Origin of the sequence: Rhodococcus phenolicus, assembly GCF_001646785.1 — a bacterium.
GTDB classification, from domain to species: domain Bacteria; phylum Actinomycetota; class Actinomycetes; order Mycobacteriales; family Mycobacteriaceae; genus Rhodococcus; species Rhodococcus phenolicus.
On the sequence record NZ_LRRH01000001.1, the window covers coordinates 43,470 to 63,242 of the forward strand.

Annotated in this window: 22 protein-coding genes and 1 pseudogene; 13 read left to right on the top strand and 10 right to left on the bottom strand. The window is 68.2% G+C overall.

Annotated elements, in window-relative coordinates; all coding sequences use genetic code 11:
• The first annotated feature begins 20 nt into the window (after positions 1-20).
• Both A8G15_RS00215 and A8G15_RS00220 read left to right on the top strand, forming a co-directional pair.
• The gene (locus A8G15_RS00215; RefSeq protein ID WP_068154194.1) at positions 21-608 is read left to right on the top strand and encodes a hypothetical protein; all 588 of its coding nucleotides are present in this window, start codon (positions 21-23) and stop codon (positions 606-608) included.
• Position 609: 1 nt separating this feature from the next.
• The gene (locus tag A8G15_RS00220; RefSeq protein ID WP_068154195.1) at positions 610-1,251 is read left to right on the top strand and encodes a DUF6308 family protein; all 642 of its coding nucleotides are present in this window, start codon (positions 610-612) and stop codon (positions 1,249-1,251) included.
• 34 nt (positions 1,252-1,285) lie between these two features.
• Here the strand turns inward: A8G15_RS00220 and A8G15_RS00225 are convergent, their stop codons facing one another.
• Together A8G15_RS00225 and A8G15_RS00230 are read right to left on the bottom strand one after the other, a co-directional pair.
• Positions 1,286-1,666 (bottom strand): PLD nuclease N-terminal domain-containing protein, encoded by a 381-nt coding sequence (locus tag A8G15_RS00225; protein WP_068154441.1) that lies wholly within the window; start codon positions 1,664-1,666, stop codon positions 1,286-1,288.
• 91 nt (positions 1,667-1,757) lie between these two features.
• A complete protein-coding gene (locus tag A8G15_RS00230; protein ID WP_068154443.1) occupies positions 1,758-2,147 on the bottom strand; it encodes a group III truncated hemoglobin in 390 nt (129 codons plus the stop codon).
• A gap of 65 nt (positions 2,148-2,212) precedes the next feature.
• Between A8G15_RS00230 and A8G15_RS00235 the strand changes: the two genes are divergently transcribed.
• The 8 genes and pseudogenes from A8G15_RS00235 (at position 2,213) to A8G15_RS00270 (ending at position 8,280) form a co-directional block, all read left to right on the top strand.
• Entirely contained in the window at positions 2,213-3,106 is an 894-nt protein-coding gene (locus tag A8G15_RS00235) for a sulfurtransferase (RefSeq protein ID WP_068154197.1), read from the top strand.
• The gene (locus A8G15_RS00240) at positions 3,103-3,516 is read left to right on the top strand and encodes a SufE family protein (RefSeq protein ID WP_068154199.1); all 414 of its coding nucleotides are present in this window, start codon (positions 3,103-3,105) and stop codon (positions 3,514-3,516) included. The genes A8G15_RS00235 and A8G15_RS00240 overlap by 4 nt, the downstream gene beginning before the upstream one ends.
• A gap of 166 nt (positions 3,517-3,682) precedes the next feature.
• Positions 3,683-5,473 carry an acetyl/propionyl/methylcrotonyl-CoA carboxylase subunit alpha gene (locus tag A8G15_RS00245; protein WP_068154201.1) on the top strand — a complete coding sequence of 597 codons (1,791 nt, stop codon included), beginning with the start codon at positions 3,683-3,685 and terminating at the stop codon, positions 5,471-5,473.
• A 237-nt stretch (positions 5,474-5,710) separates the two neighbouring features.
• Entirely contained in the window at positions 5,711-6,481 is a 771-nt protein-coding gene (locus tag A8G15_RS00250; protein WP_245687659.1) for an MHYT domain-containing protein, read from the top strand.
• A gap of 70 nt (positions 6,482-6,551) precedes the next feature.
• Complete coding sequence (locus A8G15_RS00255; RefSeq protein WP_068154206.1) at positions 6,552-7,184, top strand: DUF1707 SHOCT-like domain-containing protein; 633 nt, start codon at positions 6,552-6,554, stop codon at positions 7,182-7,184.
• Positions 7,185-7,229: 45 nt separating this feature from the next.
• Positions 7,230-7,667, top strand: coding sequence for a DUF1707 SHOCT-like domain-containing protein (locus A8G15_RS00260; protein WP_068154207.1), 438 nt, complete (start codon positions 7,230-7,232; stop codon positions 7,665-7,667).
• Complete coding sequence (locus tag A8G15_RS00265; protein ID WP_068154208.1) at positions 7,667-7,924, top strand: hypothetical protein; 258 nt, start codon at positions 7,667-7,669, stop codon at positions 7,922-7,924. The genes A8G15_RS00260 and A8G15_RS00265 overlap by 1 nt, the downstream gene beginning before the upstream one ends.
• Positions 7,925-7,990: 66 nt before the next feature.
• A pseudogene (locus A8G15_RS00270) lies at positions 7,991-8,280 on the top strand (VanZ family protein).
• 34 nt (positions 8,281-8,314) lie between these two features.
• Here the strand turns inward: A8G15_RS00270 and A8G15_RS00275 are convergent.
• From A8G15_RS00275 to A8G15_RS31615, 3 genes are all read right to left on the bottom strand, one after another.
• On the bottom strand, positions 8,315-9,160 hold the full coding sequence (locus tag A8G15_RS00275; RefSeq protein WP_068154213.1) for a tyrosine-protein phosphatase: 846 nt from the start codon (positions 9,158-9,160) through the stop codon (positions 8,315-8,317).
• 59 nt (positions 9,161-9,219) lie between these two features.
• Positions 9,220-9,594, bottom strand: coding sequence for a hypothetical protein (locus A8G15_RS00280; protein ID WP_068154214.1), 375 nt, complete (start codon positions 9,592-9,594; stop codon positions 9,220-9,222).
• Positions 9,595-9,733: 139 nt separating this feature from the next.
• Positions 9,734-9,907, bottom strand: a complete 174-nt coding sequence (locus A8G15_RS31615; RefSeq protein WP_245687660.1) for a hypothetical protein — start codon at positions 9,905-9,907, stop codon at positions 9,734-9,736.
• A gap of 641 nt (positions 9,908-10,548) precedes the next feature.
• Here A8G15_RS31615 and A8G15_RS00290 point away from each other — a divergent pair.
• Together A8G15_RS00290 and A8G15_RS00295 are read left to right on the top strand one after the other, a co-directional pair.
• Complete coding sequence (locus tag A8G15_RS00290; protein ID WP_169833845.1) at positions 10,549-12,372, top strand: sensor histidine kinase; 1,824 nt, start codon at positions 10,549-10,551, stop codon at positions 12,370-12,372.
• 138 nt (positions 12,373-12,510) lie between these two features.
• The gene (locus A8G15_RS00295; RefSeq protein WP_068154215.1) at positions 12,511-14,127 is read left to right on the top strand and encodes a protein kinase domain-containing protein; all 1,617 of its coding nucleotides are present in this window, start codon (positions 12,511-12,513) and stop codon (positions 14,125-14,127) included.
• A gap of 33 nt (positions 14,128-14,160) precedes the next feature.
• Here A8G15_RS00295 and lat read toward each other — a convergent pair whose 3' ends face one another.
• Entirely contained in the window at positions 14,161-15,495 is a 1,335-nt protein-coding gene (lat, locus tag A8G15_RS00300; protein ID WP_068154216.1) for an L-lysine 6-transaminase, read from the bottom strand.
• Positions 15,496-15,564: 69 nt separating this feature from the next.
• Positions 15,565-16,014: an Lrp/AsnC family transcriptional regulator gene (locus tag A8G15_RS00305; RefSeq protein ID WP_068154217.1), complete on the bottom strand. Its 450-nt coding sequence runs from the start codon at positions 16,012-16,014 to the stop codon at positions 15,565-15,567.
• A gap of 36 nt (positions 16,015-16,050) precedes the next feature.
• Between A8G15_RS00305 and amaB the strand changes: the two genes are divergently transcribed.
• Positions 16,051-17,601 (top strand): L-piperidine-6-carboxylate dehydrogenase, encoded by a 1,551-nt coding sequence (gene amaB, locus A8G15_RS00310; protein WP_068154219.1) that lies wholly within the window; start codon positions 16,051-16,053, stop codon positions 17,599-17,601.
• A gap of 7 nt (positions 17,602-17,608) precedes the next feature.
• On the opposite strand, the gene A8G15_RS00315 is transcribed toward amaB, so the two are convergent.
• The 3 genes from A8G15_RS00315 to A8G15_RS00325 are packed head-to-tail and all read right to left on the bottom strand — an operon-like array spanning position 17,609 to position 19,763.
• The gene (locus tag A8G15_RS00315; protein ID WP_211270091.1) at positions 17,609-17,995 is read right to left on the bottom strand and encodes a hypothetical protein; all 387 of its coding nucleotides are present in this window, start codon (positions 17,993-17,995) and stop codon (positions 17,609-17,611) included.
• Positions 17,992-18,600, bottom strand: coding sequence for a hypothetical protein (locus A8G15_RS00320; protein WP_068154220.1), 609 nt, complete (start codon positions 18,598-18,600; stop codon positions 17,992-17,994). The genes A8G15_RS00315 and A8G15_RS00320 overlap by 4 nt, the downstream gene beginning before the upstream one ends.
• Complete coding sequence (locus A8G15_RS00325; RefSeq protein ID WP_068154221.1) at positions 18,597-19,763, bottom strand: zinc-dependent alcohol dehydrogenase; 1,167 nt, start codon at positions 19,761-19,763, stop codon at positions 18,597-18,599. Before A8G15_RS00325 ends, A8G15_RS00320 begins: the two co-directional genes overlap by 4 nt.
• Positions 19,764-19,773: the final 10 nt, after the last annotated feature.

Genomic DNA, 19,773 nt, shown 5'->3' on the forward strand with positions numbered 1-19,773 from the left:
ATCCGAAGCCGAGGACACGAATGAGCGCCGCCGAGCGGGCAGCGACCGACACAACCTTCAGCCGACTGCGCCGGGATCCGTTCTTCGACGTGGTCGTCGATCTCGTCGCCGGGTATCTCGCGTCGGCGTTCGACGACCCCGCGACCGGCGAAGGGGACCGCTGGACACTGACGTGTCTGCCGTCGACCGGCCGGACCGCCGACCACGAGCGTCTCTTCGCTCTCGGTGTCGGGCCCATGGAAGTGCTCTACATCGATCGCTACACCGAGGGCGGCGAAACCGTCGACTACCGCACGGTGCTGGTCGCCTCGAAATCCGCACTGGTCGACCGCACCGGCTGGTCGCTCGACGAGTTGTCGCTGCGCTACCCGCTGCTGAAGTTCCGCAGCGACGACGACGAGGCGGCGGCGGGCGGCGACGCCGTGGTCATCGACTGGTTCCTGTCCGACGAGGGAGCCGACGATCAGTTCTTCGCGCTTCCCCTGGACGAGACGACGATCGGCCCCCTCGCCGAGCGGCTGGCGGGCGAAGGGCCGAGCCCGAACGCCCGAGCACACAATCGGTCGTTCGCGCGGCACGTCCTGGATGCGATGACGGACGGAGACTGACATGCCGTTGCGACTCCCGAAGGTCCTCGCTTCCGGCGACGACGACGCCGCCTGCGAGGTGCTCCGGCGGTATTTCCGTGAGCGACTCGTCAAGACCGGCCGGGTGCGCGACGGCGCCCTGTGGGACGAATGGGATTCCACCGGCACCCGGCAGCGCGACGCCGATGTGTTCACCGCCGACGACCTGGTCGCCGTCACCTTCCTGTCCGTGCAGGTGTCACCGGAGGGCGCCGACGTGCTCCTGCGCGAGCGCCGCGACGAATTCGCCGGCCTGCTCACGGCTGTCGGTCCCGACCGCGACCTCGTCGACGAGGCCGATGCCATCACCGCGGAATCACCCACGGGACGATTGGAGGCGGCCTTGTGGACGGTGCCCAGCGTGGGTCGCACCGTCGCATCCAAACTGATCGCCCGGAAGCGGCCCCGCCTTCATCCCGTCTACGACCGGGTCATCGGTGAGGTGCTCGACACCAAGAAGGCGCATGTCGAGCCCATCCGGCAAGCGTTGCGGCACAACGACAACGAGCTGCACACTCGCCTCGTCGTACTGCGCGGACAGGCCGGGCTGCCGGCCGCGGTCCCGGCCCTGCGGGTGCTCGACGTGCTCGCCTGGATGCAACTGAAGGCGCCGGCGTCGGACTGAGACAGCGGCCCGGTCGCGGGTGCGCCGCACTGGTTCACACGCCGGTGTCGCCACCGTCCTGTTCGGCCCGGCGGCGCTCCTGTTCCCTCGCGACGCGACGCTGCTGCTCGGCTCGCTCACGGCACCGTCGCAGGAACTCCTCGTCCGACTCGGAGTGCTGCCCGGCCTGCCGACCGGGCCGGTCGTACTCGGGGAACGCCGAGGCGGCGGATCGCGACGAGCCGCGTTGCGTCCACACCCCACCGTCCGGCCTGCCGATGAGCAGCCACAGCAGCGATCCGACCATCGGCAGGATGATCACGATGATCAGCCACAGGGTTTTGGGCAGGTTCCGGACCCGGTGTTCGTCGGCACAGATCACGTCGATGAGACAGCCCACCCACACGATCATCACGATCAGCCCGAAATACGGCATTCCCGCCCACCTCTGTGTCGTGTCCGCCCGCATCCCGGGCACACCTTCAAGATCACCACGTCGAGCACGGATGTTACGGACGGCGCCGGCGTCACGGAGAACGCAGGGACCGTTCCAGCGAGCGCGCCATCGCCGCCGCCTTGCTCTTGGCCCGCTCGGCATTCACCCCGGTGAAGTGGGTGTCGACGGTGGAGGTCCACAGCTCGAGCCACCGCTCGAACCGGACCGGTGACAGCCCGTGACGCCCGTGCAGGGCCCGGTGCACCGGCAGGAAGCTGCCGTCGTAGCGGGTGGTGCGGAACAGGATCTGCTCCCAGAAGTCGCCGACGACGATCAGATGCTCGTCGAGACCGGTGATCGCGAGCACCTCGAACACCGGCTCCAGGATCGGATCGGCGAGGGCGCGTTCGTAGAACGCGCGCACCAGACGGTCGATGTCGGCGCGACCGGACAGGTCGCCGGCCGGGTCACCACGGGAGATCACGCCCACCGAACCTACCGCCTAGTATTGACGGCGCACCTGCCACCACTGCCTCAGGAGCCCCTGTGCCCGTCGCGCCCGACGCCAACGCCGCTTTCTCCGCCTACGCCGACCCGTCCCGCCTGGTGTCGACCGAATGGCTGTCCGCCCACCTCGGGCATCCCGAGGTGAAGGTCGTCGAATCGGATGAGGACGTGCTGCTCTACGACGTCGGCCACATTCCCGGCGCCGTGAAGATCGACTGGCATCTCGACCTGAACGACCCGGTCACGCGCGACTACATCGACGGTGCCGCGTTCGCCGATCTCATGAACCGCAAGGGTATTCGCCGCACCGACACCGTCGTGATCTACGGCGACAAGTCGAACTGGTGGGCGGCGTACGCGCTGTGGGTGTTCACGCTGTTCGGGCACGACGACGTGCGCCTGCTCGACGGCGGCCGTGACGCGTGGATCTCCGAGAACCGCGACACGACCTTCGACGTCCCGGCGACCTCGACCACCGGCTACCCGGTCGTCACGCGCAACGACGCCCCGATCCGGGCTTTCAAGGACGACGTGCTCGCCGCACTCGGCACCTCCCCGCTCGTGGATGTGCGGTCGCCGCAGGAGTACACCGGCGAGCGCACCCACATGCCGGACTACCCGGAGGAAGGTGCCCTGCGCGGCGGTCACATCCCCACCGCGGTGTCCATTCCGTGGGCGAAGTCCGCGGCACCGGACAGCCGGTTCCGCTCCCGGTCCGAACTCGACGCCATCTACGCGGACGTTCCCCGCGACGCGGAGGTGATCGCGTACTGCCGCATCGGCGAACGGTCGAGCCACACCTGGTTCGTGCTCACGCATCTGCTCGGATACGAGAACGTGCGCAACTACGACGGTTCGTGGACGGAGTGGGGCAACGCGGTGCGCGTGCCGATCGTCAAGGGCGACGAGCCCGGGGAAGCTCCCGCGCGATGAGCCTGCCCGCCGCACTCGCCGAGATCGTCGAGGACTTCGCCGCCGTCGACGGCCAGGACAAGCTGCAACTGCTGCTCGAGTTCAGCCGGGAACTGCCTCCGCTTCCGGCCGAACTCGAGGAAGCGGCGATGGAACCGGTCCCCGAGTGCCAGTCGCCGCTGTTCCTGTCCGTCGACGCGTCCGACCGCGCGAACGTGGCGCTGCATTTCAGCGCGCCACCGGAAGCGCCGACGACGCGTGGGTTCGCGTCGATCCTGCAACAGGGCCTCGACGGGCTCAGTGCGGAGGAGATCCTCGCGGTGCCCGACGACTTCTATTCGGCGCTCGGACTCGCGGACGCGGTGAGCCCGCTGCGGCTGCGCGGGATGAGCGCGATGCTCGCGCGGATCAAGCGTCGCCTCCGGGCCTGACCTCCCCGGCGGGCCCAACGGTGCGGTCTCGGCTACCGGCCGGTAACGTTGCGGGGTTCGAGCCGGGTCGTAATGTGTAGGAGCTATCCGGTTACATCGTCTATCGGATTGAGGCCTACACTCACCGTGTCGGCAATAACCTAACGATCGATCAACAGGAGGCTCCGTGCCCAGTCATGCCAGCGCGCACATCACGAAAGTGCTCGTCGCCAACCGCGGCGAGATCGCTGTGCGGGTCATCCGAGCTGCCAAGGACGCCGGCTACGGCAGCGTCGCCGTCTACGCCGAGCCCGACGCGGACGCACAGTTCGTGAAGCTCGCCGACGAGGCTTTCGCGCTCGGTGGCCAGACCTCGGCCGAGTCCTACCTGGTCTTCGACAAGATCCTCGACGCCGCGAAGAAGTCCGGCGCCGACGCGATCCACCCCGGCTACGGCTTCCTGTCCGAGAACGCCGACTTCGCGCAGGCCGTGATCGATGCCGGCCTCATCTGGATCGGCCCCTCGCCGCAGTCCATCCGCGACCTCGGCGACAAGGTCACCGCCCGCCACATCGCCGAGCGTGCCAACGCACCGATGGCCGCGGGCACCAAGGACCCGGTCAAGAACGCCGACGAGGTCGTCGAGTTCGCCAAGCAGTACGGCGTGCCGGTCGCGATCAAGGCCGCCTTCGGTGGCGGCGGTCGCGGCATGAAGGTCGCGCAGACCATCGAGGAGATCCCCGAGCTGTTCGAGTCGGCGACGCGTGAGGCCATCGCCGCGTTCGGCCGCGGCGAGTGCTTCGTCGAGCAGTACCTGGACAAGGCCCGCCACGTCGAGGCCCAGGTCATCGCCGACCAGCACGGCAACGTCGTCGTCGCCGGCACCCGCGACTGCTCGCTGCAGCGCCGCTTCCAGAAGCTCGTCGAGGAGGCGCCAGCGCCGTTCCTGACCGACGATCAGCGCGCCCGGATCCACGCGTCCGCCAAGGCCATCTGCAAGGAAGCCGGCTACTACGGTGCCGGCACCGTCGAGTACCTGGTGCAGGGCGACACCGTTTCGTTCCTCGAGGTCAACACCCGCCTGCAGGTCGAACACCCGGTCACCGAGGAGACCGCCGGCATCGACCTCGTGCGTCAGCAGTTCCGCATCGCCAACGGCGAAGAGCTCACCATCAAGGAAGATCCCACCCCGCGTGGTCATTCCTTCGAGTTCCGCATCAACGGTGAGGACGCCGGCCGCGGCTTCATGCCCGCCCCCGGCCCCATCACCGTCTACAAGGAGCCGACCGGCCCGGGCGTGCGCGTCGACTCCGGTGTCGTGCAGGGCGACGTCATCGGCGGCCAGTTCGACTCGATGCTCGCCAAGCTGATCGTCACCGGCGAGACCCGCGAGCAGGCTCTGCAGCGCGCCGCCCGCGCGCTCGCCGAGTTCGAGGTCGACGGTCTGGCCACGGTCATCCCGTTCCACCGCCACATCGTCGAGAACCCGGCCTTCATCGGTGACGGCGAGAAGTTCGACGTCTACACCAAGTGGATCGAAACCGAGTGGGACAATCCGATCGAGCCGTTCACCGGCGGCGGCGTGGTCGAGGACGAGGACGAGGCGCTGCCGCGTCAGAACGTCGTCGTCGAGGTCGGCGGCCGACGCGTCGAGGTGTCGCTGCCCGGGCAGTTCTCGCTCGGCGGTGGCGGCGGCGCGGCCGGCGTCCTGCGCAAGAAGCCGAAGGCGCGCAAGCGTGGCGGCGCCCACGGCGGCAAGGCGTCCGGCGACGCGGTCACCGCGCCGATGCAGGGCACCGTCGTCAAGGTCGCGGTCACCGAGGGGCAGGAAGTCGCCGAGGGCGATCTGATCGCGGTCCTCGAGGCCATGAAGATGGAGAACCCGGTCACCGCGCACAAGGCCGGTGTCGTCACCGGCCTGACCGTCGAGCCGGGCGCTGCGATCACCCAGGGAACGGTGCTCGCCGAGCTCAAGTAACACCCGGACAACACGAGGCTCCCGCACCGCATCGACGGTGCGGGAGCCTCGTCGTCTCTCCGCCCGAGGGTGTTCTCGCACACACCACAATCGGACATTCTTCACGTACCATCTCCGAGAGCGTCGGGGGTCGCTGTCGCACGAATCCATTTCGCGGCACGCCACCACCGGGATGCCGCGACGGGCGTGCCGCCCGTCTTCAGGGGACGTATGTCGCACGAACTCCACCATTTCTCGATGGGAATGTGGGCCCTTGTGCTCGCGTGGCTCACCTCCGCCGCGGGCTGCTACATGGGATTGACCTGTGTGCGCCGCGCCGCGCGCATGCCCACCACCGAAGCCCGAACCAGCTGGACCCTTCTCGCGAGTCTGTCGATCGGGGGTGTCGGCATCTGGCTCATGCACTTCATCGGAATGCTGGGATTCTCCGTGACCGGATCCCCGGTCCGATACGGACTGGCACCGACGCTGCTGTCGGTGATCCTCGCGATCGGCGCCACGTGGTTCGGTCTGCGCAGTCTGCAGCCGGACGCGCCGTGGTTCCGGACGCACTCCCCTCGCCTGCGGCTGTGTGTGGGCGGCGTCGTCATGGGGCTCGCCGTCGCCGGTATGCACTACACGGGCATGTCGGCCGTGCGGGTCCGGGGCGAGCTCGACCAGGAGATCCCGTTCGTCGCCGTGTCGGTGCTGATCGGCGTGGTGGCATCGCTCGCCGCATTGTGGCTGTCGAACGTCGCCGAACGGCCGGCGACGCGCATTCCCGCCGCCGCGATGATGGCGTGCGCGGTCGTGGCGCTGCACTACACCGGAATAGCGGGCGTCACGGTCCATCTGTCGGAGTCCGCGCCCGAACCGAGCGGCATGACGGTGATGTCGCTGATGTTCCCCGGATTCATCCTCGGGTCCCTCGTTCTCGCGGTGATCATGATCCTGCTGTTGGAGGCACCCAGCGACGACGATCTGCGGCGCGAGTTCCGGATCGCGGACTGGGAGGCCGGCCGCGGGTAGTCCCGGGCTTTTCGCGACCGATGACGATCCACCCGGGGCGCAGCCGGTTCCGGCGTTCTAGTGTGGACGTATGGCCGAGCCGCACGAGATACGCATCGGCACCGCCGAACGCGAGCTGGCGCAACGCCTGCTCGGGGAGCACTTCGCCGCCGGGCGGCTGACTCCGGCCGAATTCGAGGAACGATCCGGTCTCGTCGAGGCGGCGACGACACGCGGCGACCTGGTGGTCCCGTTCTCCGATCTGCCTCTCGCCGAGCCGGCACCGAGGCGCCGCCGCGGGCAGGGGCTGATCCTCGGCCTGCTGCCGCTGGTGCTGCTCGCGGTGTTCTTCGTGGCGGATCGGTTCGACATCGGCATCTGGTTGCCCGCGGCCGCGGCGGTTGCCGCGGCCGCGACGGCGGTGCTCGTCGTCCGGGTCCGCCCGGCGACCGCGGCCCCGGGATCGGTGGCGTTGCCGCCCGCGTACCCTCGCGACGAAGCAGCACCGGAGTCCTCCGTGCCGCGCGAATCCCGTTCCCGCAGCGCACCGTCGAACACCGCCGTGCTCGACCTGCTCACCCTGCTACCGATCGGGCTGGTGGCCGCAGTGTCGATGGTCGCGATCCGCTTTCCGATCGTCATGATGATCTCCGCCGTCGTGTTGGTGGCGGTCGTCGTGAAGGCCTATCGGATCGTCACCGGAGGACCCGGAAACGACGGGTGAGGCCGGCCACGCTCCCCGGTCCTGCGGAGCACTAGTCTGGTTGCCATGTCCGACACCCCCGAGGTCCGCATCGGCACCGCCGAACGCGAGCAGGCGCTGCAGTTGCTCGGTGAGCATTTCGGTGCCGGGCGGCTGACGCTCGTGGAGTTCGAGGAGCGCAGCGGCAAGGCCTCGGCAGCGACGACCCGTGGCGATCTCGAGGCGCTGTTCGCCGACCTGCCGGCGACCGCCGCGAACAGCCCGGCTCGGTCCGGGGAGAGGTCACCCGCGAAGCGTGGGTTGCCGGACCGGTGGCGCGACGTGGTCGTGGGCGTGACACCGGCGGTGGCGCTCGTTCTGTTCTTCGTCTTCGACAGCTGGCTCTGGTTCCTGCTCATCCCGGTCGTCAGCGTCGTCCTGTATGCGGGCCTCGATCAGGACCATAGGTCGCGCGACCGGAAGCGCGACGGAAACAGGAAGCACACGGACGGGGGCGATGCCTGATGGAACCGGTCGAGATCAACGCCGGAAACTGGTACCTCCTCGCCGAGGACTCCGACGGCTGGGATGCCGACAGCCGGTACCGCTGGTCGGTCCGCGAAGCGACGACGGCCGACGCGGTCGCGGAGGTGACGCTGATGCCCGATGGAACGGTGAGCGGCAGCGCCCGCGACGGCGAGGACGCCGCGTTGACCGCGGCACGCCGGGCAGTGCGCGGATTCGCGGAGGCCGCCCTGGGCCTGACCGTCCGGGACGCCTGACCGGTGCCCGCACTCACGTGGCGGCGCACGCTGCCGCTCGTCGTGGTCACGATCGTGGTGACCGCGATGCTCCTGTCCCCCGGGGGCACCGCGCCGGAGGGACCGCCTCACACCGACAAGGTCACGCACGCATTGTTTTTCGCTGCTCTCGCCTACTGCTCGCGGTACGCCCGGATTCCGGCCGCGTGGACGATCGTCTGGCTCGCCGCGTACGGCGCCGTGACCGAGATCCTGCAGGCGACCGTTGCGGTTCGTCGTTCGGGATCGGTGTGGGATTGGTGTGCCGACCTGGTCGGCGTCTGATCGGTCTCGCGGTGTTCACCGCGGTGCGCCGTCGTACCCGGGCCGCGCGCTGACGATCCGCGAGCGAACGGCGCACCGTCCCCCGGCTCATGCGCCGCGTGAAGTCTGCGTGCTCTCCGTATCGACCAGCCGGGACCGCAACGCCTGGAGCGTGTTGTCGTCGAGGCTCAGCCCCTCCGCGAAGTACTGCTCGATCGTGCCGTAGCGATCCGTGACCTCGTCGAGTGCGGCCTCGAGGTAGTTGCGTTGCACGCCGAGCAGCGGGACCAGCACCTTCGGGTCTCCGCCGACTTCACGGAACCTCGCGAACAGCGGTTCGAACCTCGGGAGCAGCAACTCGTTCGTACGCAGATAATCGGCGAACACGTCGTCCTCGCCGGCGCCGGCGAACAGCAGCAGCGACGCCGCCGCCCACCCGGTGCGGTCCTTGCCCGCACTGCAGTGCACGAGCGCCGGAACTTCGCCGTGCGCGATCCCGGTGGCCATACGACGGTAGGACGCCGCGGCGCTCGGCAGGGTGACGAAATCCCGGTAGCTCCCGAGCAGGTACTGCTCGGCGCGACCGTCCGACAGTTCCTTCGCGACGATCTCCGGGTTCGCGACGAGCTCCGGCAACGCGGCCGCGACGGACGCGTCCTCTCGGTCGGCGAAGACGTCGAGCCCGACGTGGACGGCACCGTCCGGCAGCCGGTCGGGGCGGCGTTCCATCTCGGCGGCGGTCCGCAGGTCGAAGACAGTGGTGATCTGCAGGGCATCGAGCGTCTGACGGTCGGTGTCGGTCAGGCGGCTCAGATCGGTGGAGCGAAACACCACTCCGGTGCGGACCTCTCCGCCGAATCGGCTCGCGCAGCCACCGATGTCCCGCAGGTTGGCGAGTGACGGTATCGCGAACGTCGTTTCCTCGCCTGCGCCTTCTCCCACTGTTTCTGTCATGTACGACAAACTACGCGGCGCGGCACCGGGCAGGGGCACAGCCCGGTCCTGGTGAGCGGTCATCCCGTCAGAGGGCGGCGATCGGCGGTGCAGCCCGGGTTCTGCGGCGGGGCTTCCTCCGTCGCGGGCCGGTGCAGCACAGCCGACGTCGGCCGGACCCGCAGCATCTCGTCGCCGAGGGTGGCCTCACCGTCGACGATCAGCGAGTATCCACCCGGTTCGGCGGGCGGATGAACCAGCGACACCGCCGGGTGGATACCGATGTTCGCGGCAGTGCGGCGGCCGAGTCCGTGGATGGTCAGATCGGTGCCGTTCCATGCGGCTGTCACCGCGACGGCGTGCGGCCGGGCGTCGGATCCTGTGGTCAGCAGGTATGCGTATCCGAAATCACGGAGGGCCGCGTCGAGCGCGGCCAGGTCGACTTTGATGCTCACGGCACCGAGCCTGCGCGGGATCGAACAGCCGGTCAAGCGCGGCCGCCCATGCGGTGCGCTTGGGAGCGGCCCGAGACCGATGTTGTTTGCGGTATCTGCGGGAAAGTCGCAAACAACGCCGGTCTCGAGTCGGCTCGGTTCACGACGCTGATTCGATATCCGAGGCTCGCGCTTCGTCGAGTGCTTCTTCGAGGATCACCACCCTGTGGTAGAGCGCTTGTATGGCTGCCATACAGACACCGTTGGCGTCCACGACAGCAATCCTGCGGTTCGAGTGCCCGAGCCCGAACGCGGCCGCGAAATCCTGCGCCATCGGCCCGAGGTGCCGAACACTGCGGTGATCGAATCCGTAGGTCCACACGCTCACTGGGAGTTCACCCAATCGGGCGAGGACATCGTCTGTGCATACCGGCGTCCGGCCCCCAACGCCACGGCGTCGCGTGATCGCCGAGTGCATCCAGGCAACGGGATGTCGGCCGCAGGCCGAGATCCCAGCCCGCAACCGCCCCCGGGCGGTGGAGACCCACCGCCCGGGGAGTTCCGGGAGTCCTGTGACGACGTCCGTCCCGTTGTGCGAGGACGAGACCGTTTCGATCCGTGCACCGTTCGTGGCGGCGGTCGAGAGTGTCACAGCGGCCTCCTCACGGTTCGAGCACGTGGACGTCGTGCTTGATGGTTGCGTCGCTGAACAGCAACGTGAAGAGATTGCCCAGGAAGGTCCCGATGATCAAGTCCAACGGCATTGTCTTACTCCTTCGTTCTGCGGCGCTTCCGCTACCGCGGTCGTTCCGGTGATTCCGGCTACGACGAGAACTCTCCGCCGATTCGGGCCGCCCCGAATCCGTGCTGCCCCGGCATTTCCGCCCGTGCCGGCACCGATTCCGGTTCCGTGCCTCCACGGTGGTGCCTGCGATCGGGCCGGGAGACACTGAGAAGGTTCGGTGAGGAGATCCGATGGTGCGTCGTCGAGCAATCCCGATCCTGATCGCCCTGTCCGCTGTGCTCGCCGTGGCCGTGATGGCGTCGGTGGACTGGTCCACCACGGCGCGGCAGGATCCGGCGCGGGCGTTGCTGCTCGGGCCGCGCGAAGCGTTCGCTGCCGCGGAGGGTCCGTTCCTGCCGGTTTTCGGCACCACCGAGCTGATCCTGTTCCTGGGTGCGGGCCTGGCGTTCGTGGTGTCCGGCGCCGTGGCGTGGCAGTTCCGCCCGCACGACCTGACGGGACCGCTGATTCTGGCGGCGGGCATGCTGTGGCTGCTCGGCGGGCTGCGTCGCTCCAGCAATCCGGTTCTGTTCACGATCGGCGTCGTTGCGACGAACCTGTATCTGCCGCTACTGCTGCAGGCGGTGATCGGATTCCCGACCGGCCGGCTGCACCACCGCTGGGAGAAGTGGTTCATCGGCGCGACCTGGTTCCTTGCGACCGTCGGCGTGGTGACCGAGTGGATGTTCGTCGATCCACGAGCGACAGTCACGTTGCTCCCTTCGACGTCCAGAAATCTGCTGCTGATCCGGCACGAGCCCGCGGTGGCGGACCCGATCCAGCTGGTGGTCGGTGCCGGTGCGCTGGTGCTGGTCGCCGTCGTCGTCGGGGTGGTGACGGTGCGCTGGCGGCGCGGAACTCCCGCCTATCGAGCGGGATTCGCGCCGCTCGCGATCGCGTACGCCGTCGCGGGGCTCGTGACGGTGGCGATTCTGTCCACGGCGATCCGGGTGCCCGGCTCCCCCTACATCTGGATCCTGAATCTTCGATATCCGGGTGCGGCACTGTTCCCCCTGGCCGTGGCGATCGGGTTGGTGCGCTACCGGCTGGCGCGGGCGGCGATCAGCGACGCGATGGTGGAGATCGGCGACGTGCCGCTCGATGTCGGCTTCGTCGACGCGCTACGTCGCGCGGTACGCGACCCGAGTCTGGTGCTGTGGACGTATTCACCCGAGGACGATTGTTACCGCGACGCGGACGGCACCGCGCGGCACCTGCCTCGGCGGTCACGGTCGCGGGCCGCGACGATCGTCGAACGTGACGGACGGCCGGTCGGTGCGCTCGTCTACGACGCGACGCTCGAGGCGCAACCAGAACTGCTCGCGGCGGTGCGCAGTGCGACGATCGTCGCGTTGGATCACGAGCGTCTTCGGGACTCGCTGCGCGAACAGCTCGAGGAGGTACGGCGGTCGCGGGAGAGGATCGTGGCGGCCGGCGACATGCAACGGAAGCGTCTGGAACGCGACCTGCACGACGGCGCGCAGCAGCGCCTGGTTGCGGCGTCGTTGCTGTTGCGCCGCGCGCAGCGCGCCGACGACGAGATGGATCTGCGCAAGTTCCTCGGTGACGGGGTCGCCGAGCTCGACAATGCCCTGGTCGAGCTGCGAGAACTGGCCCGCGGCGTGTATCCGCCGGTATTGACCGAGCGTGGACTGATGGTGGCTCTGAAATCGCTCGCCGAGCGGGCGCCGCTCCCCGTCCGCATCGAGAACCGCATAGCTGAGCGGCTGCCGGCCGCGACCGAGCTGGCCGCGTATCTGATCACCGCCGAGGCCGTCACGAACGCGGCCAAGCATTCGGGTGCGTCGGTGGTCGACATCCAACTGGAACGGGACGACGACGCGCTGATACTGACGATCCGTGACGACGGCTGTGGCGGAGCACACCCGACCGCAGGCAGCGGGCTGGACGGGTTGGCCGATCGCGCGGCCGCTCTCGGCGGGTACCTGATGTTGTACAGCCCTCCGGGCATGGGCACGACCGTCACCGTGAGCCTTCCCCTCGGTTCCCCGTGATCTGATCGGAGGCGCATCCGGCTCGTTCGCTCACCCAGCAGTTTCGGGATCACGGCATCGGACGATGTCCCGTGCCGGCACCGAACCGGTTCCGTTGTCTGTCCGAGAGGCGTTCAATGGAATCCGGAGACCTCGGAGGTGCTGGCAGTGGTTGGGGGGAACGAATTCGACCCGGGCACGGTCTTCGCCGGATACACGATCGAGCGGTTGCTCGGCATCGGCGGGATGGGCACGGTGTATCTCGCTGCGCACCCTCATCTGCCGCGCCGGGTGGCGCTGAAGGTGCTGCATCCGGGTCTCGCGTCCGACGAGTACATCGCGACCCGCTTCGAACGCGAAGCGACACATGTCGCGCGGCTCGAACATCACAACATCGTCCAGATCTACGACCGAGGCCGCGAGGACGGCCGCTTGTGGATCACCGTGCAGTACGTGCCCGGTGTCACGGCCGCGGACCTGATCGCCACCGGACCGATCCCGGTGGAGCGGGCCGTGCACATCGTCTCCGAAACAGCGAAGGCTCTCGATTTCGCGCATTCGGCCGGTGTGCTGCATCGCGATGTGAAGCCGGCGAACATCCTCATCGCGGACCCGATCACCCCGGGCGAGGCGGAGCGGGTCCTGCTCACCGACTTCGGTATCGCCAAGGCCCTCGACGAGACCGGACGCCTCACCCGCACCGGAATGTTCGCGGCGAGTCTGCAGAACGCCGCACCCGAACAGTTCGACACCTCGGTCGTCCTCGATCACCGGGCCGATCTGTATTCGCTCGGGTGCACGTTCTACCACCTGGTCACGGGCCGGCCACCATATCCCGGCGAGACGTTGCCGCAATTGTGGCACGGTCACGCCCAGAGCCCGATCCCGAAGCCCAGCGAGGCACGGTCCGGCATCCCGGTCGCGCTCGACGGGGTCGTGGCGCGCGCCCTCGCCAAGAACCGTGACGACCGCTACCGGTCGTGCCGGGAGTTCGCCGACGCTGCCGCCGCCGCGCTGGACAGCAACGACATCCGTGAGGCCGGGCCGACAGGACGGTGGCCCGAACCCGCCCGGCCCGAATCGCGACGTTCCTCCAGGCGGGAACGCCGGAGAAGCCCGCTGCGGGTGGTCCTGGCCGACGACTCGGTGCTCCTGCGGGAGGGCATTCGCAGCCTGCTCGGCGACGAGGGCGTCGACGTGGTCGGCGAGGCCGGGGATGCCTCCGATCTGCTCGCCCTCGTCGAGCAGGCCCGTCCCGACATCGCGGTCGTCGACATCCGGATGCCGCCGACCCACACGGTCGAGGGCATCGAGGCGGCACGCACGATCCGCGCCGAGTTCCCTGAGACGGCCGTGCTGTTGCTGTCGCAGTACGTCGAATCCGAGTACGTGATGGACCTGCTGACGAACGGTGCCGGCGGCTTGGGTTATCTGCTCAAGGACCGGGTGGCCGACATCGACGAGTTCATCGACACCCTGCACCGCGTCGCGGACGGCGGCTCCGCGATCGACCCGAGCGTGGTGAGCCGGATGGTGTCACGCCCGCATCCCGGCAGCCGGCCGATCGACGATCTGTCCGCCCGGGAACGCGAGGTGCTGGCTCTCATGGCCGAGGGTCGCTCCAACCGTGCGATCGGTGCCACCCTGTTCCTCGGGGAACGAACCGTCGAGGCGCACATCCGGTCGATCTTCCTCAAACTCGGCCTCCATCCCGAACCCGAGGACCATCGTCGGGTACTCGCGGTCCTCGAACATCTCGAGTCCACCGCCTCGTAACGGACGCCGTCTCGCGAGGGACACGGTGCCGCGTCACCTTCCCGACAACACCCGGTCCAGCGCCCCGACCGCTTCGTCGAGCTCGGCGGTGGTGACGGTCAGCGGCGGACGGAAACGGATTCCGCGCGAACCGGTTCCGATCATGAGGACGTGCTCGTCGGCGAACAACCTCGACAGGACGGTGTTGCGGGCCTGCGGGGACGGCAGATCGATCGCACACATCAGGCCGCGACCACGAACCTCCGTGACCTGCGGGTGCCGGTCGGCGAGCTGTCGCAGCGCAGAGAGCAGGTGCGCACCGGTGAGCCGGGCCCGGTCGACGAGCCGGTCCCGGTCGATCACCTCGAACACGCGGCGGGCCCGCACCATGTCGGTCAGATTGCCGCCCCACGTGGAGTTCAGGCGGGAGCTGACGGTGAAGACGTTGTCCGCGACATCGTCGAGCCGGCGACCTGCCATGATGCCGCACACCTGCGTCTTCTTCCCGAACACCACGATGTCCGGGACGACACCCATCTGCTGGTACGCCCAGGTGGTTCCGGTCATGCCGACACCGGTCTGCACCTCGTCGAAGATCAGCAGCGCATCGTTGTCGCGGCACAGTTCGGCCATGGCACCGAAGAATTCGGGGCGGAAGTGGTGGTCGCCGCCCTCCCCCTGGATCGGTTCGGCAATGAAACACGCGATGTCGTGCGGGTTCTCGGCGAACGCGCGCCGCGCCTGGTCGAGCGCCCGCGTTTCCGCAGCAGCGACGTCGCGTCCGTCGGTCAGGTAGGGCGCGTCGATTCGGGGCCAGTCGAATTTCGGGTAGCGGTCGGTCTTGACCGGGTCGGTGTTGGTGAGCGACATGGTGTAGCCGGTGCGGCCGTGGAACGCCTCGGTCAGGTGCAGCACCTTGCCGCCGAGGCGCGGGTCGCGGCCTCGGGATTCGTTGAGCCGGCTGGACCGGTCGAACGCGGCCTTCAGTGCGTTCTCGACGGCGACCGCTCCTCCGTCCACGAAGAACAGATGCGGCAGCGCGGGGTCACCGAGGATCCGGGCGAACGTATCGACGAACCGGGCCATCGGCACCGTGTAGATGTCGGAGTTGCTGGGCTTGTTGACCGCGACCGCCGCGAGTTCGTCGACGAAGTCGCTGTCGCCGACGAGGTCGGGATGGTTCATGCCCAGCGCGGAGGAGGCGAAGAATCCGAACATGTCGAGGTAGGTCGTGCCGTCGCGCTGATCGACCAGGCGCACCCCGGTGGACTTGTCGAGATCGAGGACGAGGTCGAACCCGTCGGCCAGGATGTGGCGGCGCAGTGTGTCGTGTACCCGGTTCGGCGGCAGGTCCTCGGCACCGCCCGGGTTTCGGATTGCAGTGCTCATGCCCAGAGGCTACGCCTGAAGTTCTACTTCCACGGGGCCTTGAGGCAGGAGAATATGCTCAAAGAATGGCTATCGATCGTAAAATGTTTGGAGTATGACGGTGCTGCGGGTCGCGACGTTCGCAGTCGCGCGGATCTGCTGCAGCAGGTGTTCGAGTTTCCTCGGGGACCCGACCCGCACGAGCAGGATGTAGCTCTCGTCGCCGGCCACCGAGTGACAGGATTCGATGGCGTCGATGTGCCGCAACCGGGCGGGCGCATCGTCCGGCTGCGAAGGATCGAGAGGGGTGATCGCCACGAACGCCGACAGCATGAGCCCGAGCGCCTCCGGGTCGACCGCCGCCGAGTATCCGCGGATCACCTCCCGCGACTCGAGCCTGCGCACTCGCGACTGCACCGCCGAGACGGACAGACCCGCCTTCTCCGCGAGCGCCGACAACGTGGCCCGCCCGTCGGCGACGAGCTCACGCAGCAACAGCCGATCGATCTCGTCCAGGGATTCTCTCGAGGGTTCCGGCACCAGCGCAGGTTATCCGAGCACGGAAGGACCGCACCCATGAAACCGAGCCCGCAGCATCCGAGCCCGCAGCATCCGGGCGACCGGCACCCGAACGCAGATCTCGCCTCTCGCGCGGCCGGTGCGCTGGAGCGATGCGGGGCCGCCGCGCCGGCACACGACGGCTCCCTCGTCGTCGTCACCCCGATCGACGGGTCCGAGCTCGCCCGTCTCCACCCGCACACCGCCGCCGACCTCGACACCGTGATCGCCGCGGCCGCCGACGCCTTCCCGGTGTGGCGTGCGGTGCCGGCACCCGAACGAGGCCGGCTCGTGCGCCGGCTCTCCGAGCTGCTCACCGAGCACAAGGCCGACCTGGCGGACCTCGTCACCCTCGAGGCGGGCAAGATCACCTCCGAGGCCCTCGGCGAGGTCCAGGAGATGATCGATGTCTGCGACTTCGCGGTCGGACTGTCGCGTCAGCTCTACGGTCGCACGATGCCGTCCGAGCGTCCCGGGCACCGGTTGATGGAGACGTGGCATCCGCTCGGCGTCGTGGGCGTGATCTCCGCGTTCAACTTTCCTGTCGCGGTCTGGTCGTGGAACACCGCGATAGCGCTGGTGTGCGGCGATCCGGTGGTGTGGAAACCGTCGCAGACGACCCCGTTGACGGCGCTGGCCTGCGACGCGCTGCTGCGCCGCGCCGCCGAGGACGTGGGCGCACCGGAGGCGCTGCACCACGTGCTGCTCGGGGACGCCACGGTCGGCGAGGCCCTGGTCGACGATCCGCGGGTGGCGCTGGTCAGCGCGACCGGTTCGGTGCGTATGGGCCGCATCGTCGGGCCCCGCGTGGCGGCCCGATTCGGCCGCGTCCTGCTCGAACTCGGCGGCAACAACGGGGCAATCGTGAGCCCGTCGGCCGACCTGGACCTGACGGTACGGGCGGTCGTGTTCGCCGCGGCCGGCACCGCCGGCCAACGCTGCACGACGCTGCGCCGCCTCATCGTGCACCGATCCGTTGCCGACGAACTGGTCCGCCGCATCGCGAACGCATATTCCGGATTGCGCATCGGAAACCCGTTCGACGACGGAATCCTGGTGGGGCCGTTGATCTCCGGAGCATCCCACGAAGCGATGACGAAAGCCCTCGAACGTGCCGAACTCGACGGAGGTGTGCGCGTCACCGGTGGTGAGCGTGTGGACGGTCCGGGCGAGTCGTACTACGTCTCCCCCGCGCTCGTGCGCATGCCCGCGCAGACGGAGGTCGTTCGAGAGGAGACGTTCGCACCGATCCTGTACGTGCTGACCTACGACGACTTCGACGAGGCGATCGCGGTGCACAACGCGGTGCCGCAGGGCTTGGCGTCGTCGATCTTCACCACCGATTCCCGTGAGGCCGAACGCTTCCTGGCCTCGTCCGACTGCGGGATCGCGAACGTCAACATCGGCACGTCCGGCGCCGAGATCGGCGGTGCGTTCGGCGGCGAGAAGGAGACAGGAGGCGGACGCGAGTCCGGGTCGGACTCGTGGAAGGCGTACATGCGCCGCGCCACCAACACGATCAACTACTCCGACGAACTGCCGCTGGCGCAGGGCGTCGAATTCGGGTGACCGCCGATCACGACCGACGAGTCCCGGCATGCCACAACCAGGCAGCGAGCACCGCTCCCTCCATGACCGCGTCCAGGAGATAGGTCTTCGGGATCCGGCCGGGCGGAGCGTAGACCAGGTCGACGGTGAGCAGGGTGGCCGCAGTGGCCACCCCCACCCGCCGCGCCGAGCGTTGTCCCTCCGGTGTGTCGGCGGACAGCAGTTGCGCCGTTCCGTTGCCCACGAGCAGTCCCGCCACGGTGTACATCAGCCACCGGTCCTGTTTGGCGCCGAAGACCGCTTCGAAGCTCCGTCTGTGCACCAGGGGCCACAACCCGCCGAGCACGTTGCACGATCCGTGCAGGCGTGCGAGTCCGGCACCGAACCGATCGGCTCCGGCAGCCCGGGTGTTCATGATGCCGGGGTGCCCCGGCGGGCCAGTGTCAGAACCCCGCGGGCAGCTGCCCCGACCACCCCGATGCCGAGAACCCACGGTCCACCCACGAGAATCGGATCCATCCACTGGTGCGCCCTGTCGGCACGTCGGTGGCCGGTGCGCGAGCGGACTCCTCCGTGCGTGAACTCGGCACGGATACCGGTCTCGGTGAACGGATTGTCCGGCCGCGCGGACGCGAAGGACCTCAGGTGGGATTCGGCTGCGTCGACCCGATCGGCGCCGAGCAGCAACAGCCAGTGCGCGGCGCGACCTTCACTGAACCGGCGATAGGCGTACCTGCGGACGATTCCCGACAGTCCTTTCGGCGGGCACGACGTGCCGAAGACCGGTGTCAGGAAAGCATGCTCGACCGAGCGTTCGCGTGGCCGCTTCTCGTCCTGCCGTTCGGGAAATACCCAATGAGCTCCCGTGACGGCGGGTTCGAACCGCTCTTTCGGCACCGCCGGACGGTCCTTCGGATCGAGATCGACTCCCCATCCGGGAATCCGCGCCCGCAACTCGTCCGAGTCCGAAGGCGACGGTTTGCTCGCGATGTACGCGGCCGGCGTCGACGCGTTCGTCATCTCGAAGTTCCCTCCCGAGCAGTGTCCGGCACGATGACCGGCTTGATGCAGTCGTCCAGTTTCGCGGAGAAGATGTGGAAGCCTTCGGCGATGTGCTCCAGTGGGATCCGATGCGTGACAATATCGTTCGGTTTGATGAATCCATTGCGGATGTGCTCGAACAAGCGCGGCCACTGGCGCTTGACCGGGCACTGATTCATCCGCAGGGTCAGCCCCTTGTTCATCGCATCCCCGAACTTCACGGCGCTGAACATGGGCCCGTAGGCCCCCATCACCGAGACGGTTCCACCCTTACGGACCGAATCGATCGCCCAGTTCAACGCAACCGGCGAACCTCCCTGCAACTTCAACTTGGCCGAAGTCACGTGCTGGAGGAGATTTCCGTCGGCTTCCGCCCCTACCGCGTCGATGGCGACGTCGGCTCCGAGATGATCGGTGGCCTTCTTCATCTGCACGACGATGTCGTCGTACTCGGCGAAGTTGTACGTCTCGGCGTGGGCGAAGGTACGCGCCTTCTCCAGCCGGTAGTCGAGGTGGTCGATCACGATCACCCGTCCGGCGCCCATGAACCACGAACACTTCGCGGCGTACAGACCCACCGGGCCGGCACCGAAAACCACCACGGTGTCGCCCTCGACGATCTCACCGAGCTGCGCTCCGAAGTACCCGGTCGGCAGGGCGTCCGTGCACATCAGCGCGTCTTCGTCGTCCATCCAGTCCGGGATCGTCTGCGGCCCGACGTCGGCGAAGGGGACACGCACGAACTCGGCCTGCCCGCCGTCGTAACCACCGCACGTGTGCGAGTAACCGTATATTCCGCCGACGGCGGTGGCATTGGGGTTGACGTTGTGGCAATTCGAATACAGGCCGCGCGCACAGAAGTAGCAGGAGCCGCAATAGATGTTGAACGGCACCATCACCCGGTCTCCGGGTTTCACGTTCCGGACCGACGACCCGACTTCGTGTACCACCCCGATGAATTCGTGGCCGAAGGTCGAACCTACTCGTGTGTCCGGCATCATGCCGTGATAGAGATGCAGATCCGATCCACAGATCGCCGCCCGCTCGACCCGCACGATCGCATCGTTCGGATGCTCGATGCGCGGAATGTCCTTCTCTTCCACCCGGACCTTGTACGGCCCGCGGTACACCATCGCTTTCACTGCACCTCCC